10 protein-coding genes are annotated in these 16,494 nt (G+C 65.0%); 6 read left to right on the forward strand and 4 right to left on the reverse strand.

Translation table 11 applies throughout. The annotated features are described in order from the left end of the window. On the reverse strand, window positions 1-269 hold a 269-nt coding region (locus tag NTX40_02235; GenBank protein ID MCX5647905.1), incomplete at its 3' end, for a hypothetical protein. A 208-nt stretch (window positions 270-477) separates the two neighbouring features. Here NTX40_02235 and hisF point away from each other — a divergent pair. From hisF to NTX40_02265, 6 genes are all read left to right on the forward strand, one after another. After that, complete coding sequence (gene hisF / locus NTX40_02240) at window positions 478-1,260, forward strand: imidazole glycerol phosphate synthase subunit HisF (protein MCX5647906.1); 783 nt, start codon at window positions 478-480, stop codon at window positions 1,258-1,260. A 139-nt stretch (window positions 1,261-1,399) separates the two neighbouring features. Beyond that, a complete protein-coding gene (locus NTX40_02245) occupies window positions 1,400-2,506 on the forward strand; it encodes a PilT/PilU family type 4a pilus ATPase (GenBank protein ID MCX5647907.1) in 1,107 nt (368 codons plus the stop codon). Continuing rightward, on the forward strand, window positions 2,503-4,299 hold the full coding sequence (locus tag NTX40_02250; protein MCX5647908.1) for an ATPase, T2SS/T4P/T4SS family: 1,797 nt from the start codon (window positions 2,503-2,505) through the stop codon (window positions 4,297-4,299). Before NTX40_02245 ends, NTX40_02250 begins: the two co-directional genes overlap by 4 nt. A 12-nt stretch (window positions 4,300-4,311) precedes the next feature. Further along, on the forward strand, window positions 4,312-5,616 hold the full coding sequence (locus NTX40_02255) for a CvpA family protein (GenBank protein ID MCX5647909.1): 1,305 nt from the start codon (window positions 4,312-4,314) through the stop codon (window positions 5,614-5,616). 36 nt (window positions 5,617-5,652) lie between these two features. Further along, complete coding sequence (locus NTX40_02260; protein MCX5647910.1) at window positions 5,653-7,056, forward strand: TldD/PmbA family protein; 1,404 nt, start codon at window positions 5,653-5,655, stop codon at window positions 7,054-7,056. Next, window positions 7,053-8,384 (forward strand): TldD/PmbA family protein, encoded by a 1,332-nt coding sequence (locus NTX40_02265; GenBank protein ID MCX5647911.1) that lies wholly within the window; start codon window positions 7,053-7,055, stop codon window positions 8,382-8,384. Before NTX40_02260 ends, NTX40_02265 begins: the two co-directional genes overlap by 4 nt. 113 nt (window positions 8,385-8,497) lie before the next feature. Here the strand turns inward: NTX40_02265 and NTX40_02270 are convergent, their stop codons facing one another. From NTX40_02270 to NTX40_02280, 3 genes are all read right to left on the reverse strand, one after another. Next, complete coding sequence (locus NTX40_02270) at window positions 8,498-10,759, reverse strand: S8 family peptidase (protein ID MCX5647912.1); 2,262 nt, start codon at window positions 10,757-10,759, stop codon at window positions 8,498-8,500. A 224-nt stretch (window positions 10,760-10,983) separates the two neighbouring features. After that, window positions 10,984-11,958 (reverse strand): ATP-binding protein, encoded by a 975-nt coding sequence (locus tag NTX40_02275; protein ID MCX5647913.1) that lies wholly within the window; start codon window positions 11,956-11,958, stop codon window positions 10,984-10,986. 1,016 nt (window positions 11,959-12,974) lie between these two features. Further along, complete coding sequence (locus tag NTX40_02280) at window positions 12,975-15,623, reverse strand: glycoside hydrolase family 127 protein (GenBank protein ID MCX5647914.1); 2,649 nt, start codon at window positions 15,621-15,623, stop codon at window positions 12,975-12,977. Window positions 15,624-16,494 lie beyond the last annotated feature (871 nt).

The following is a 16,494-nucleotide window of genomic DNA, read 5'->3' on the forward strand; positions in this document are numbered from 1 at the left end:
GCCATGTCGTAGAGGAACAGGGCGCGGTCCAGGTGGCCGAGCGCCTGCTCGACCATGGCGGCGTTGAAGTAGTATTCGCCGACATCGGGATTGGCGGCCATGGCCTCCTCGAAGGCCGACAGCGCCGCGTGGTTCTTGCCGGCGTAGTAGGCCTGGAGGCCGGCGTCGTTAAACCGCTTGGCGGGGTCTTCGCACCCGCCGGCGGCGAGTGCGCCCGCCAGGGCCAAGCAGACCATGATGCCAAAGACATTTTGCCTGTTGAGAACCATAGGAGCCTCCTCCTAGCGCGGAACGGAAAAGAGCCGACCAAGTGACACGTCTTCCGATGCCCGATTATGCTTCGCCGAGGGGGTGGGTTTCAAGGAAAAACCTGCGGAGGCGGCGCCGGGGGGAACCGGCCCGGGCGGGTGTTTCTTGCAAGCGGCGCCGGCGGTCCGGTATAATCCGCCTTCCGGGAACCTGAGCGGAGAGAGCCGGGTGCTGGCCAAACGCGTCATTCCGTGCCTGGACGTGGACCGCGGGCGCGTCGTCAAGGGGACGCGGTTCGTGGACCTGCGCGACGCGGGGGACCCGGTCGAGGTGGCCGCCCGCTACGATGCCGACGGGGCCGACGAACTGGTGTTCCTCGACATCACCGCGAGCCACGAGCAGCGGGACATCCTGGTGGACGTGGTTCGCCGGACGGCGGAGCAGGTCTTCATGCCGCTCACCGTGGGCGGCGGCGTGCGGAACCTGGAGGACATTCGCGGGCTCCTGAAGGCCGGGGCCGACAAGGTCTCCATCAACTCGGCAGCGGTGCGGGACCCGAGCCTCGTGACGGCGGCGGCGAAGCGCTTCGGAAGCCAGTGCATCGTCGTGGCCATCGACCCCAAGCGCGTCGTCGAGAACGGGGCCGAGGTCTGGCGCGTCCACATCAACGGCGGGCGGGTGCCCACGGACCGGGAGGCCGTCGCGTGGGCCCGGCGCGTCGAGGCGCTGGGGGCGGGCGAAATCCTGCTGACGAGCATGGACGCGGACGGCACGCAGAACGGATACGACATTGCGATGACGCGGGCCGTGGCCCAGGCCGTGTCGATCCCGGTGATTGCGAGCGGGGGCTGCGGATCGCCCGAGCACATCGTCGAGGTGCTGACGGAAGGCCAAGCGGACGCGGCGTTGGCGGCGAGCATCTTCCATTTCCGCCGGCACGCAATCCGCGAGGTGAAGGAAGCGATGGCGCGGGCGGGGGTGCCCGTGCGTCCGGCGAGGTCGGCGGCCTAGAAAGCGCCACTTTGCGCGGCGTCCCGCCGGGACGCCGCGCCACGGGCCAAGAATGCTATTTCTCGCGCGGTGGGTGCGGAGACCCACCGCGCAAAGGGTCAAGTGGCGCTGTAGGACTAGAAAGGTAGCGGCGAGCGCGTTGGTCGAACCGCGTGAGCAACGGCATCTCGAGGGCCTTTGCCGGCTGGCGCTGGAGCGCCAGGCGAGCGACCTGCATTTGAAGGCCGGCAAGCCCCCGGCCCTGCGGGTCGAGGGCCAGATTTATTTCACCGACTCGGCTCCGCTCGAGGCCGACGAGATCCTCCAACTCGTCCGCGAGGTCATGGACGAGCGCGTCCGGCGCGAGTTCGAGGAAACCGGCAGCGCCGACTTCTCGTACACGCTGGAGGGGGGCGACCGGTTCCGCATCAACGCGTTCCGCCAGCGCGGGCAGACGAGCGTCGCCGCGCGGCGGGTGACGCGGCACATTCCGGATTTCGGGGAACTGAATCTGCCGGCGAAGACGCTGGAGCGGATCTGCGAAGCGCCGCAAGGGTTGGCGGTCTTTGCGGGGATCACGGGGTGCGGCAAATCGACGAGCATCGCGGCGTGCCTGGAGTGGATCAACCGCCGGCGACGATGCCACATCGTCACGATCGAGGACCCGATCGAATTTTTGTTCGACGACAAGGAGGCGTTCGTCAACCAGCGGGAGATCGGGACGGACGTCCCGACGTTCGAGTTGGCGCTGAAGTACCTGATGCGGGAGGACCCGGACGTAGTGCTCGTCGGCGAAGTCCGCGACCGCGACACGTGCGAGAGCGTCCTGCGGGCGACGGAGACGGGGCACCTGGTCTTTACGACGGTCCACGCCTCGAGCGTCGTAGGGGCGATCCGCCGGATGCTGGACCTCTTTGCGGTCGAGGAACACGAGGTGGTGCGCCAGACGCTGGCGTCGAACCTCGTGGGCGTCGTCTGCCAGAAACTTCTCGCGGGGGCGAGACCGGAGACGCCCAGGCTCCCGGCGACGGAAATCCTCATCTCGACGCCGATGGTCCGCAAGTTGATCCGCGAGGGCGGCGAGGACCGCGTCGCCGACCTCATCACGGGCGACACGGGGCTCGGCATGCACGATTTCACGCAGGACCTGGTCCGCCTGGTGCGCGAGGGACACGTCGACGTCCGGGTCGCGTACGAGGTGGCGCCGAATCCCGAGGCGCTGAAGGCGGCGGTCCGGGGGATTGCTTCCAGGGGAGGTGCGATGTGAGTGGGCGGAACGAAAAGTCCGCACCCCGCTTCGGGGCGACGGCCCGATGCGCGCTGGCCCTGGCGGTCGGGGTCGCCCTGGCGGCAATGGCGCTCGGGTCGCCGGCGTCGGCCCAGGAAACGGCGTCGCACGAGGTCGGCATCGAGCCGCCGCAGCCGGCGTTCCTTGGCTTGCGCGCGGTTGGGATTCCCCAGATCCTTCTGCTGGCGATCTTCTCGGCGGTGGTATTCTACGTCGTCAACTGGACCTTCCTGGACGTTCGCCTCGTCGGCACGAACGAGCCGCTGTGGAGCGCGGTCGTGCTGGCCGGGGGCCTGGCGGGCCTGGCGGCGGCCGTCCTGGTGCCGCTGTTCTTCATCGGCTTGCCGCTCGGCCTCATTCTGTTCGCCGGGGCGGCGATCACCTACGTCATGCACCGCAACAACCTCGTGATACCAAACCTGAGGGTCCTGACGAAGGCACATCTGGCGCGCCTGCGGGCGCGCCTCACGGGCAAGCCGACGGAATCCGAGGAGCGGGGGCCCGTCGTCGGCGTGGGACGCGACATCATCTTCATGGGCATGGACGACATGCCGATCCGGCTGCCCGCGGCGAACGAGGCGCAGCGCCAGGGCGCCCATGAGGTCGAGCGCATCTTTTTCGACGCCATCGTACGCCACGCGACGGTCGTCGGCGTGCTCATGCGCGGCCACAAGGCCCAGGTGCGCCTGCGGGTGGCCGGCCAAGTGATCTCGGGCGGCGACCCGGAGGGCCCCGTGGCGGAGCAGATTCCGGCGGCGCTGAAGCGGCTGGCGGGCCTGAACCCGGAAGAAACCCGCAAGCCCCAGGAAGGCCGCACGCGGGCGGTGGTCGGAGGCCAGACGTTTGAACTGCGAGTCAAGACCCAAGGGTCGGTCCACGGGGAGCAGATCGCCGTTCGCGTCATCGACCTGGCCGGCAGCCGGATGGCGCTCGGGGACCTCGGCCTGTCGGAGGAGCAGGTCCAGGCGCTCTCGGAGGCGCTGGCGAAGCGGCCGGGCATCATCCTGGTGTCGGCGCCGAAAAACTCGGGCCTGACGACGACGCTGCACGCGTGCCTGAGGCACTTCGACCGGTACATCAACACCGTCGTGGCATTCGAGCCGCACATCGACCTCGAGGTGGAGAACGTTCAGCACGTGGCGCTCTCGCAGGAGGACGGGGCGTCGGCGGCGGCGGCGGTGCGAGGGCAGTTGCGGCTCGCGCCGGACGTGGTGGCGGTGGATTCGCTTTCGTCGCCGGAGGTGGCGGCGGCGCTGGCCGAAGCGTCGCGGCAGCAAACGGTTTTGGTGTGCCTGCGGGCGAGCGACGCCGGCCAGGCGCTCTCGCGGCTCCTCGCGCTCGTTCCCTCGCCGGAGGCGCTGGCGGCGGGCCTCTCGCTGGTGGTGAATCAACGCCTGGTGCGGGACCTCTGCCCGGTATGCAAGGAGGCCTACCGGCCGAATCCGGAGTTCCTGCGGAAGGCGAACCTGGCGAGCCAGCGCGTGGACGTGCTGTACCGCCCGCCGAAGAGCATCGCGGTGGAAAAAGGCAAGCCCGTCATCTGCCCGCGATGCAACAACGTGCGCTACGCCGGCCGGACGGGCCTTTTCGAACTGATGGCGATCGACGACGAAGCGCGCGCGATGATCGGCCGCGGGGCCAACGTGGCCGACGTCCGGACCCACACACGCAAGAGCGGGATGCGCAACCTCCAGGAAGAGGGCCTCGCACTGGTCGTCGCCGGACGCACCAGCATCGAGGAAGTCCTCCGGGCCGTCAAGCAGACGACTTAGAAGGGGAAACCCATGCTGGTAATCCTGAACGTCCTGGCGCTCGCGTGCACGGCCGCCGTGATGTACATGTGTGCCGTTCATGGCGTTTTCCGCGCGGGGATGACGCTGGCGGCATGCATCCTGGCGGGGGCGGCGGCCTTCGGCCTGTTCGGTCCGGCGGGGGGCATGCTCGGCACGGACAATCCGCGGACCGTGTGGTATTACGCGGCCGACGCGCTGGCCTTGTGGGCGATCTTCTGCGTCGTGTTCCTCGGCCTGCGCGTGCTGACGGAGACTCTCTTCAAGAACGAGCCAGCCTTTCCGTCCCTGGCGGACAGCCTCGGCGGCGCCGTGCTGGGTTTCGCGGCCGGGTACCTGGCCGTCGGCCTCTGCCTGGTGCTGGTTCAGATGCTCCCGATGCCGCCCAGCATCCTCGGATACTCCCCGTTCCAATACGACGGCAAGATGGTGACGGAAGGCGACCGGCTGTGGCTTCGCTGGGACCGCGGGACGCTGGCGCTGTTCGGCTGGCTGTCGGCCCACTCGCTCGGGTCCGAGGAATGCCGCCTCTTCAACCGCTACGGAGAACTTTATCCGCCGCCCAGGGACGATTCGGGCCAAGCGCCCGCGCCGGCCGAAGGGACCAAGGCGGCCCGCCCCGCCGCGCGGCCTCGTCCCGACGCCGACGACATGCTCTATTACCACTGGTACCGCCGATGGCAGTACGTGCAGTGGCGAACGGGGGTCGCTCAGGGTCCGCTCCCCGGCGAGCCGGTGGAAGTGGTCGGGCAGACGGGCCCCGGCCAGTTGCCGGGAATGGCCCTGAATCGCGGGCACGTGCTCCGGTCGGACGCGGTGGCGATCCGGATCGTGCGGCTGGAGCGCGCGGAACAGGTGGCGGATTTCCCCGACGTGCGGCGAGGAGAGCACGAGATTTTCCTGGTTCTCACCCTCGACCTTTCGCCGGCGCGCGTGGCGCCCGTGAGCGTGGACACCCGTCAGTTCGTCCTGATGGCGGAGCGCGGGCAGCGATTCACGAACCCGCTCGTGTACGGCCTGGCCCGCCTGGGCCGGCCGGACCCTCAAATCGAGCACCGCGCCGGGATGACGCCGTCCGAGACGACGCCGCGGAATCTGCGGTTCGGAATCCCCGAGGAAAAGGTCCGCGGGCATTACCTGATGGACGGCGCCGCGTTCCGCTTCGCCGAGATGTCGCAGCAGGAGGAGCTGGCATTCATCTACACAGTTCCCGCCGGCCTGAACGACGGCGCGCTGCGGCTCCTGTTTGAGCCCGCCCCGCCGGCCGCTCCGCCGGGGAATCCGAAGCCTTCCAACTGACCCCCGAGACGGAGCGGAATAGGGACGCCGATCGCCATGGAAAACCTCGCCCGACATCTCTGCGATTTGGCGCGGAAGCGGGGCGCCGATTTCGCCGACGTCCGCATCCTCCATCGCCGCGCGTCCGGCTTCCTCGTCCAGGACGGCCGGGCGGACAAACTCTCGGGGGCCCTGGACCGCGGGATCGGCGTCCGCGTCCTCGTGGGGCGCTCGTGGGGATTCGCGTCGGCCGACAGCCTCGCGCGCGCCCGAGCCGAACAATGCCTGGACGACGCGCTCGCCCTGGCGAGGGCCTCTCAAAATTTCGTCAGCGATCCGGCCATGATCGCGCGCGTCGAGCCCGTCGTGGCGGTGGACATCGCCGAACCCGAAATCCACCCCGCCGCCATGACCATCAAAGAAAAGGCGGCACGCCTCATGGAGTACGAGCGCGCGGGACGCGCAGCGGGCGGCGAACGGATCGTCAACTCCGTCGTCAGTTACTCCGACGGCCTGCGCGAGGAAGTGCTGGTGAACACGGCCGGCACGTGCATCCGGAGCACCTCGTGCCGGGCCGTCTGCACGGCGTTCATGGTGGCCTCCGACGGCCAGGTGCTCCAGCGCGGCGTGGAAAACCGGGGCATCGCAGGCGGCGCGGAACTCCTCGCACGGACCGAGCCCGAGGAGTTCAGCGTCCGGGCCGCGAAGAAGGCCCTCGCGCTGCTCGAAGCCGGGACCGCACCCGCCGGCCGATTCACCGTCATCTTTCACCCTTCGATCACGGGCTTGCTGGTGCACGAGGCCCTCGGCCACAACGCCGAGGCCGACCACGTCTGGGCCGGCCAGAGCATCCTCGAAGGCCGCCTCGGCGAGACGATTGCCGCCCCGGCCGTCTCAATCTACGACGATTCGACCCTGCCGGGCGAATTCGGTTCCTTCGCCTACGACAGCGAAGGCACGCCGGGACGACGACGACCCATCATCGAGAAAGGCCGATTCGTCGGCCTCCTGCACAGCCTGGAAACCGCCGCCAAATTCGGCGCCGAGCCGACCGGCAGCGCCCGCGCTGAAAGTTACGATTGCCGGCCCATCCCGCGAATGACGAACACGTTCATGGCTCCCGGCGACGTGCCGTTCGAGGAGATGATCCGCGGCGTCGAGCGGGGCATCTACCTGGAGGAAGGCCACTGGGGCTACGTGATGGTCGAGAAGGGCCAGTTCATCTGCCATGCCGGCCTCGCGCACCGGATCGAGCACGGGCGCGTCGGCGAAATGCTGCGCGACGTTTCCATCTCCAGCCTGACGCTCGACACGCTGAAGAACGCCGACGCGGTCGGATCGGATTTCGAGATGAAGATGCCGGGGATGTGCGGCAAGGACGGGCAATCGGCGCCGACGGACTGCGGCGGGCCGCACGTCCGCGTCCGCGACGTCGTCGTAGGAGGCCAGCGAGACCGATGACGCCGGGCGAGGACTATCTCGGGATTTGCGAGCGCTCCGTCGCGAAGGCCCGCGCCCTCGGAGCGGAGTGGTGCGACGTCGCCGCCGGCAGCGCACGCGACATCGAGGTCTCGATCGAGAAGAGCGGCATCAAGGCCGCCGACGCCGGTCAGGGCGAAAGCGTCGCCGTCCGCGCGTTCGTCCGCGGCGGCATGGGATACATGAGCGTGAGCGGCACCGACCCGCGCGACATCGACGAGGCCGTCGAGCGCGCGGTCGCCCTGGCGAAGGAGGCGACGGCGGACCCCGATTTCGTCGCCCTCCCCCAGCCCGACCCGGCGGAGGAAGTCGAGGGACGATTCGACGACGCCATCGCAGGAATGGGCGTCGCCGACGTCGTCCGCATCGCGGCGGCCAATATCGAGGCCGGCCGCGCCGTCGAGCCCGACGTCCTCTTGGCCGGCCACGTCGGCCTGGTCGTCGGCCAAGGGGCACTCGCCTCCTCGACGGGCGTCGCGCTGGTGACCGAGGGGACGCGCATCGACGCCTCCATCGAGGCCGTCCTGAAACGAAACGGCGACGTGGGGTACTTCTACGAGTTCGATTTCGGCCGGTTCCTGGCCGACTGCGCGCTCGAAAAGGTGGCCGACAGCGCCGTCCGCAGCGCCCGCCGATTCCTCGGCGCGAAACGAATCGCCTCCGGCCGGCGGACGCTGGTCCTCGGCCCGCTGGCGGCCTACGGCCTCGTGGGGGCCGTCGTCGCCGCCGCCAATGCCGAGAGCATCCAGCGCGGCCGAAGTTACCTCTGCGGCAAACTGGGCGAGCGCATCGCCAGCCCGTGCCTCACCGTCGTGGACGACCCGCTCGTGCCTCGCGGCATGCGGTCCGGCGCACACGACGGCGAAGGCACGCGCCGCCGGCGGCTCACGATCATCGACCGCGGCACCCTCGCCAGCCTCCTGCACAATTCCTACACCGCCGGCAAGGCCGGCGCCAAGAGCACCGGCCACGGAACCCACTCCGGCGGCATCAGCCCGACGAACCTTCAGCCGGCGCTCGGCGAAAGGCCGGCCGACGAAATCCTCCGCGAGGTCCAGGACGGCATCTACCTGGAGAGCGGCGACATCCGGCCGGACTCCGCCAGCGGAGACATTTCCGCCAGCATCGACTTCGGCTTCCTCGTCCGCAAAGGCGAACTCGTTCACCCCGTCGAAAGCGCCATGATCGGCGCCAACATCTTCGACCTCCTCGGGAACCTCGATGCCGTCTCCAGCGACGCCCGGATCGAGCCCGGCCTCGCGATGCCCACCCTTCGCATCCGCGACGTCCAGGTCGCCGGGGCCGAATAATCCCCATGCGCCGTTCGCCGAAAAACACCGCGCGGCGGGTGTCCCCACCCGCCGCGTTTCCTCTCCCGCGCCGCGACAACGCCAGACAGGCTACAACGCAATCGCCACTGCCGCTACGCCTCAATCTGGACTGCAATCCCAACCTGGGCGGCAATGGAAGTGTAAAGGCGGATATCGCTTCGAGAGGTCTCGAGCGAGACAATCAGGCTGTAACGTGCTCGGCGATCCCATTTCCCCAAGTGGTGCCGTTCTCGCCACCAACCGGTAACGGGGAATACTCCGACATACCCGCTGGCAGCCAGGTCGCTTGCCGAACCCTGCCACCAATCCGAATGAATTGAACCACGAGCACGCAACTTAGGACCAAGTGCCCACGGTTGACTTCCGCCCTGCGCTACAGAGACGGTGTCTTCCTCCGGCCCCTCTTCCCGTTCTTCTTCTCGCGCCTCGCGGCTGAGCCGCCCACGGAAGTTGTCGAGGGACTCCGTCGGACGTTTCACATCAAATCGTAGCCCATGCGACTGATAGCGGTGCCTCCGCGTCCAGCCTTGCCGACCCGGGCTTGGCTCGATGAAGTAAGACAGCGTCACACGCATTCTTACAGTCTCAGCTGGGAACTGCTGAAGAACCTCCACTGGCCAAGGCAGCGCGTGGACGTGCATGTCCTTGGTCCCGGGCTGTCCGTCAACCTTGTCGAAGGGCTGAAGGTCCCCCTCGTAGATAAGCGTTACTGCGTTTTCGGCGCTCCAGAGCGCCTTCTCCAGGTTCGGCACCCCCCAGCCATAGCACCGGAGACGACGTATCCGTTGCGGGTTAGGGAACTCTGCCACCATCTCTGGAGTCCATTCGGCAGAGTGGACCACCAACCCGCGGACAGTCTCAGGCCAAAGGGACGGATACCTGCTCTGGATGATGGCACCCATGCGGGCCGCCATCGCGGTAGCAGCACTTGTGTCACCAAAGGTGGTAAGCAAGCGTCCAGAAACAAGCCTAGCCGTGGTCAACAAGGACAGATCGTCTGCAGCGTCGATGCGCCCGCCCCCGTCAATTGCCCTGTTTCCTCCTTCCATTACGACATCAGGCTTGATGGGCCATTCGCGGTCCCATGATACAGAAGTCCTGCTTGTTGGGCACAACAGACCCTTAGGGGCAAGGGGGCGCCAGCCTTGGCGGTCTGCTGCGCGAATGCTTACCAGATCGCTATAGGCGCCTACGGTAATGGCATTCCATGACTGGCCGGGGTCTTCAATGCCTCGACGGTGATTTGTTTGCGGGTACCGATAGCCTGAACCGGCGTCCATGAGGTCGCTGACATTGCCTGCGCAGACGAACACTAACCTTCGGACGTCGTCGAGTTCCCCCGCGCACAGTTGGTCTATCGCGGCCGACCACAGTGTCGGGTATCCCCAGTCCCTGTCGTCTGCGGTAACCGCCATGCACACCGCACGCCCACGGTCAGGAAACGCCCTCTCGGCTCGCGCCACGGCCTCTTGGGTGATGGCTCCGTAGTTCGCAGGATCATTGACGCCGCGGGGTGGCAGTATTTTCACAGACTCCAGTCGATGCGTAAGTTCGATAGATAATGTGGTCGGCAGCAACTGTGTCAAACAGCCATAGAGACTGAGTCCCGCAACCTCCGTACCATGCCCGTCATGGTCGTTGGTTAGCCAGTTCGGATCCACCGCGAACGCTGATGATTGGTCTATACCAGGCGCGAGCAGCGGGTGTTCCCAATCCACGCCGGTGTCCAAGACACAGACGGCCGGGGCGTCCACTGAAGGCGCCGTTACTCGACTGAGAAGTTCGTGAACTAACTCGGCCTGTTCAGCGGGCGTCAATTCGACATAGGGCCCAGCGGGTTCCTTCGCCTTCCGAAGTTCCGCCAGATTGTCCATTAGCCCGGGACGGTTACCCAAATCTCGCGGTGCACACCACGCCAGAAGGACGGCTCGCTCCTCGAACCTGACTACGCGCGAGTCCAACTTGATCGGCGCGACCGCCTCCTGCCGGAATGCTGAGACGATCTGGTCGCCCTCTTGCCCGCGAGGACAACGGAGCCACACTTCCCACCAGATGGCCTGGTCGTCTTGCGGGAACAGGCCTGCCTCGTCAGTCCAGAACGACCTGACGACAGCCAGCCTAGCACTAGCAATACTTTCCACAAGATTGGCGTTCTTGGGCCTCCCAGACTTGGTGTTCTCGGTTTCATACTTGGCGATTCTGTTAAGGAGAAAGGACATCTTGCGAGGCGGAACATGGACAGTCGCAACCGAAACATTGTCCTCTTTGTGGACGCTAGCGACCTCGATTCCCTGCTGACGATTCTCCAGACTATCCAGCATGAGTTCAAAATCCGGGTCGCCGCGGAACTCCACCGCAATGCTACACGCCTCGGCGGCCCTCTCCGGGTGCAAGGCAGCCGCTGAGGCCTCAGCACCCTGGAGTTGCCGCCTTAACTGCTGCGCATGGATTGCCCGGTCGCGCGGAGGGCAACGAAACCTGGCCACAACGACTGGTCTTGGGTATGTGTACTGCTCTGCGGATGGCGTGCGTTCCACCCGAATATGACGCAGCTTCGCCATCCTGCGTTGCCCCCCGTTTACTCCTGGTGCGCCCTTTGGGCCAACGCAGCGGTAAGATTCTCAGTTGTAATGGCTGATCGATCCGCAAGCACGGTGTCCTTCGCGGCGTCGTCGCACGCACGCGTGATCTCCGCGTGGCTTAGCCCCCGCGTGCCGGGCAGAAGGATATCCCATGCCAAGTTCCTAACATCAAACGCCGCAAGGTGGTTTTGGATCAGCAGCTTTGCCATCTCTGTAGTAGGCAGGTCGTATCGGACCACGTCATCAAAGCGTCGGAACAAGGCCTCATCCAGCATCCCCACGAGGTTGGTCGCCGCAATAATGATGCTGCCCGAGCCGTCCTGCTCTAGAAATTGCAGGAACGAGTTCAGGATGCGTCGAACCTCTCCGACATCATTTGTGGCAACTCGCCGTCCGCCAATGGCATCAAATTCGTCGAAGAGATAGACGCCCCTCGTGCGGGACATCGCGTCGAAGACTAAGTGGAGTTTGGCAGCGGTCTCACCCATAAAACGTGAGATCAAAGTATGAAGCTGTACGGTTAGGAGGGGCAGGCTCAACTCGCCAGCCAAAGCGGATGCTGTCATCGTCTTGCCCGATCCGGGGGGGCCGACCAACAGCAGCTTGCGTCTTGGGGAAAGCCCGTAGGCAAAGAGCCGGTCAGCTTCCCCGTATTCGAGCACGACGCGATCCAAATGACCGCGGGTGACCTTGGATAACACCATGTCCGAGAGACGGGTTTGGGGAAAAGATGCTGTTACTAAGCCCGCCAAGGCGCTATCGGGGCGAACAATGGAAACGGAGCGTGGGCGAGTCTCGAGCGGCCTGCGCTTCTTTGCTTCGTCAACAAGAGCCTGAAGCTCTTTGGCCAGCTTCTCCTTGCCTGTGCGAGCCGCGTGGGCTGCGATCTGCATGGCAACGGCAAAGAAACGGTCCTCATCACCTTCAGTGTAACTCCGCACCAAAGCCTTGAGTTGTTCTGCCGTAGCCATGCTCTTCTCCAGCCCAACGGCCGAAAGCGCCGCCCTCTTAGACATTGTAAGTATCGGCGATGCCATCCGCAACACTTTGCCCAATTGCCGCGCCAGCGCCACATCTAAGGCACGACACGCTCCCAGACGGCTACCCGCTTGCCGCAGTGCCGGCACTCGCGACGGCGCATAATTCTACCACCCCAGGCCGGGCGTGTGTAGATCACGCGAAACTGCTTGCACCCGTGTACTGGTCCGTCGTTTTTCGTGCCCGCCATCTGGCAGCGTAGCTTGTATCCTTGTCATCACTTATGGTAGCCTCCGCGGCGTCTGATCACAACTTCTTTCGGAGGCTGATTTGCCCGAAAACCACGGTTGGGGAAAAATGGGGGAAAAATGGGGACATGCTTACTTTTTCAGAGTAATTCGGGGGACGCAATACTGATTTCGCTTTCCCGCTTTCCGGCGACAGGCATTTCCGTCCACCCCATCCTGCTTTTCCCCCTGCCTGCCACGGCGTAGTCCCGGCGCGCTCGCCCCGTTGGGGCCGGGATCGAAGGATTCCCCCCGCCGCTTCAACGGCAGGCTTGAGTCCCGGCGCGCCGGGATTGAGACCGCAGGTCGCGAACGCCGCTTCGCCGTCCATCGCCGCATGGGAAAACTCCTTCACAGGAAATGACGATTTACTCCCCGCCTCAAATGTACGATACGCCGGCCCGGCGGACAACACGAAAACCAATCCGAAAACCGATTTTCCCGGCCGCGCGCCCGACAAGACACCCGTGGGCGCGGCATTCGGGGTCGGCGGGGAATCTCGCATTTGACAAAGAAACAGCATAATTGCGGAGTGAACGGCAGGCGGCAAAGCGGGGGGAGTCCCGAGGGGTCGGGACAGGCTGCAGGATGGGGTGGGCGGAAATGCCGGAAATAGGTACATGTCCCCCGGAATATCCCGCAAGAAGCATCCGCCCGGGAGGTCCTTGCGGAACCGGGCCTCGAGCCTCGCGCCGTCCGGCAAGCGTGCCCTTGTCCGTTGCTCATTGATCCCGCAACCAGACGGATGAACGGAGTTCGCGGCGATCGCCTGCGCTACCTTCGGGGGCAACGGGCGCCCGATTGCAGCGGGCGTAATTGGGGATTGCCATCAAGGGGGAGCCGTCGGCCCAGACGCCCTTGATGACCATCACGCCACCCAGCAAATCGCCCCGCCACTCGGTCTTCAAGGCAGACTCAGGAGGGAGGATTTTGAGAGGATCCTGGTCAACGCTCTCGACGTTGTAGATCAGCGGACCGTACCGCAGGGCCACCTGGCCGCGAGTCGCGGCGATCTTCTCGCTTCCCTTGATTCTCTGGATTTTCATCGGTAGGACCAGATCGATCTTGTCGCCCGCTTTCCAGGTCCGGGTGATGACGGCATACCCTTTGTCAATGGGTGGGTCAATCCTGGAACCGTTGAGCGAAATCGACGTGATACCGTCGGCCTGGGGTGTGGCGGCATACAGGTTGCTGACGCCGCGGTCCGGCGCTCGGACCCTGACGCTGAAGTTCTTCTCCACGGCAGGATTGACGGTGATGGAAACCTCGCCACTCCAGGGATAGTCCGTGGTTTGAACCATCTCGACGTCGGTGCCGGCGACGCCCTCGACCTTCACCGTGCCGCCGATGAAGAGGTTGACGTAAAGGCTGTCGGCGCTCCTGCTGTACGTCCAGGTGGGCAGCATCAGCAGGGTTTTGGGAATGTTGCCGACGCAGCACGGACAGCCGTGCCAGTCGTAACGCAGGCGGTTCGAATCCATGGGGTTCTGGTAGTAGAAGTTTTTTCCTTCCAGGTCAACGGAGCCAAGCAGGGCATTGTAAAGGGTCTCTTCGTACAGGTCCACATACCTGGCGTCGTGATACGTCATATGCAACTTGTGCTGGAAGAAGATCTCGCCGCAACTGGAACACGATTCGCAGTAGGCATTGTGGCGCAGCGAGTAGTCGGGCCCAAAGCCTTCCGAGGTTTCGCCGCTGCCGACGCCGCCGGTGACGTAGTACTTCCGGTTGACCAGGTTGTCCCAGATCGACATGACGGCGCTGCGGTAGTCGGCGTCGCCCGTTTCCATCGCGACGTCGGCCATGCCCGCGTAGGAATAGACGGCTCGCACGGCGTGTCCGACCGCCTCGTACTGCTGGACGACCGGGAGATGGCTCTGGTCGTACGGGTTGCCCCCTCCCCGACAGTCGAGCAGGAACTTCGCCAGTCCGATGTACTTGTCGCCTTTGCCTTCACCTTCCATCTGGTTGACAAACCGCCCGAAGCGCACCAGCGCGATTTCCATGGCCTGATGGCCGTCGTACCACGGCTTCTTCGGCGCGGGGCCTAGGTTGTCGTACCAGCAATCCGCGAGTTTCTTAGCCGCCTGGTACAGCCGCGCGTCGGTCCTGTTCGTCATCAGGTAGTGGGCAATGGCCGACTCGAGAAGATAGCCGGCAACGTATCCCTCGTGATCCCTCCTGTGCTTGGGTGACCAACGTTCGCGGTCGGTGAGCGTGAAGACCGTCTGGAGGTATCCGTCAGGTTCCTGGGCCGCCAGGATCTTGGGGATCCAGTCCTCCAGGGTGGCTTTCATGGCCTCCTGGGCCTTGACGATCTCTTGATCGCCCCGGGGATCGATCATCAGGGCAATGCAAATCGACTCGATCGTATTGTAGACCCAGGCGTTGGAGAACACGTAGCCCCGGTGCTTCCCATGGGGCTTCCCGGCCAGTTTGCTGGCTGCGTCGACGAAGTTGTTGATGCCGCCTTGCGGCAGGTCCGGGTCGGAGATCTTCCTGATGCAGTGGGGGATCCAGTTCACGATCAGGGCCTTCGCCCTGCTGTTCCACAGAGGATTGGCGATCGTGTAGCGCTTGGTATCGATCGGATCGAGGTGGGTCGCGGGCGGCGGCGGAACCACCTTGACCGCCAAAGTGGACGAGGCGCTCAACGGGTCCTTGCCGGCCGTCAGTTTGAGGACATAGTCGCCCACCGCAGAGAACGTCGCTGTCGTCGCCAGCGTCTTCGCGTCGGCGAAAGCAACCTCCCCGGGCCCGGACGCCTTGCTCCAGGCCAGCGTCGTCGAGACGCCCTTGTTGCCCAAGGTCTTCAACTCGCCGGACAGGTAAGTCTTCCCTCCCAGCACGACCACGCGGTCGACGCCTGCCGCGACCGATGGCGGGAAGTCGGGCGACTTGCCCGTGTCGTAAACTCGCCACTCCAGAATGCCGGTAGAGTAGTCGCCGTCGGAGTCGATCTCGAGCCTGAGTTTGGACGTGCGGACCTCGTCAAAGGTCGTCGTGTTGTACTGGTTTTCCGCTACCCCCAGGCCCGACGGATTGCCCACTGCGACGAAGTCTTTGCCGTCCCAGTAGAGCAGCCGACAGGCTTTAGGCAGGCGGACGCCGCTGCCATCATTCCACCAGTAGACAGCGATCTTGCCGGTGCTGATGGGCTGACTCCAGTCGTACTGAACCCACTGGGCGCCCTTTTTGGGCCAGTTGCCGTATGATCCGCGGCGGCGATCACGCGAGTTTTCCGGATCATGACCATCGTGGAGTGCCGTGAGCGTCATATCTCCGGAAACATAAGAACTGGAGGGTTCCGCAGCGGCCGCAAGATTCACGCCTGAAGCCGCCGCGGTCGTGCCGCCGGCCTCAGACTCCATGCCCAGACCCTGTTGGGCAAACATTGAGCCGGCCAATGCAAAGACCAGGCTGCCAGCGAATGTAGCCACGAAACGGCATGGAAGCGTTCGGCGCATCGGAAGTGTCCTTTACCGGAAAGCAGTTCGTGTGTGCCAGATACTGTTTCCTCGTAACCGTTCAGGCCCTCTTGGGGGCCTCGGATGCTCGCTGACCGGGCAACGCACCCGGCACCGAGTACCCAACCTTGAACCTTTTGTACAACGATCCGTACCGTCCTGTCAAACACTTTTTTTGCAGATATTCAAGCGGAGGGCATCGCGCGTCCGACAACCTGCATGACAGCCCAACAGGGAGCGGCCGATGGAACCGACCCGGGAACAATCCTTCCTGCGACGGATCGCGGATTGAAAGGCAACGGCCCACGGCGAGATCCTTCGCTGCTCTCAGGATGACAGCGCGGGCGGGCGCGGGGGGACGGCCTTTAGGGACAGCCCTTTTTGCCTTGACAGAACCGACCCGCGGGCCCATCATGTTTCAGGCGGACTGTGTTTCTGGTCGATACTGAAACAAGGTGAGCCGACCCGCCGCGGCGGGCGGCATGGTACGATAGGAGAAAACGAGCCTGGAAACGGGGAAACGGGGTGGCCGCAACGCCCCGCGAGTGGTTGAGTCTGAGGCCAACGGAACCGGCGAAGCGAAAAATTGGACGGACGCCGGGGCCGGCCGATTGTCAAAAGAAGGGAACCGGGCAACTTGACCGGCCGGATGTCTCGACCGGTCCTCATACCGCCGACAGGGCGGGAAAGGCAGGGCAAATCCGTGTGTGGGGTTCAGGGAGCGGGCGTCGCATCGTCGGAACGTCTTCGGGAGAAGCCCGCACGATTGGCGTGA

This window comes from Planctomycetota bacterium (assembly GCA_026387035.1).
Lineage (GTDB): Bacteria > Planctomycetota > Phycisphaerae > FEN-1346 > FEN-1346 > JAPLMM01.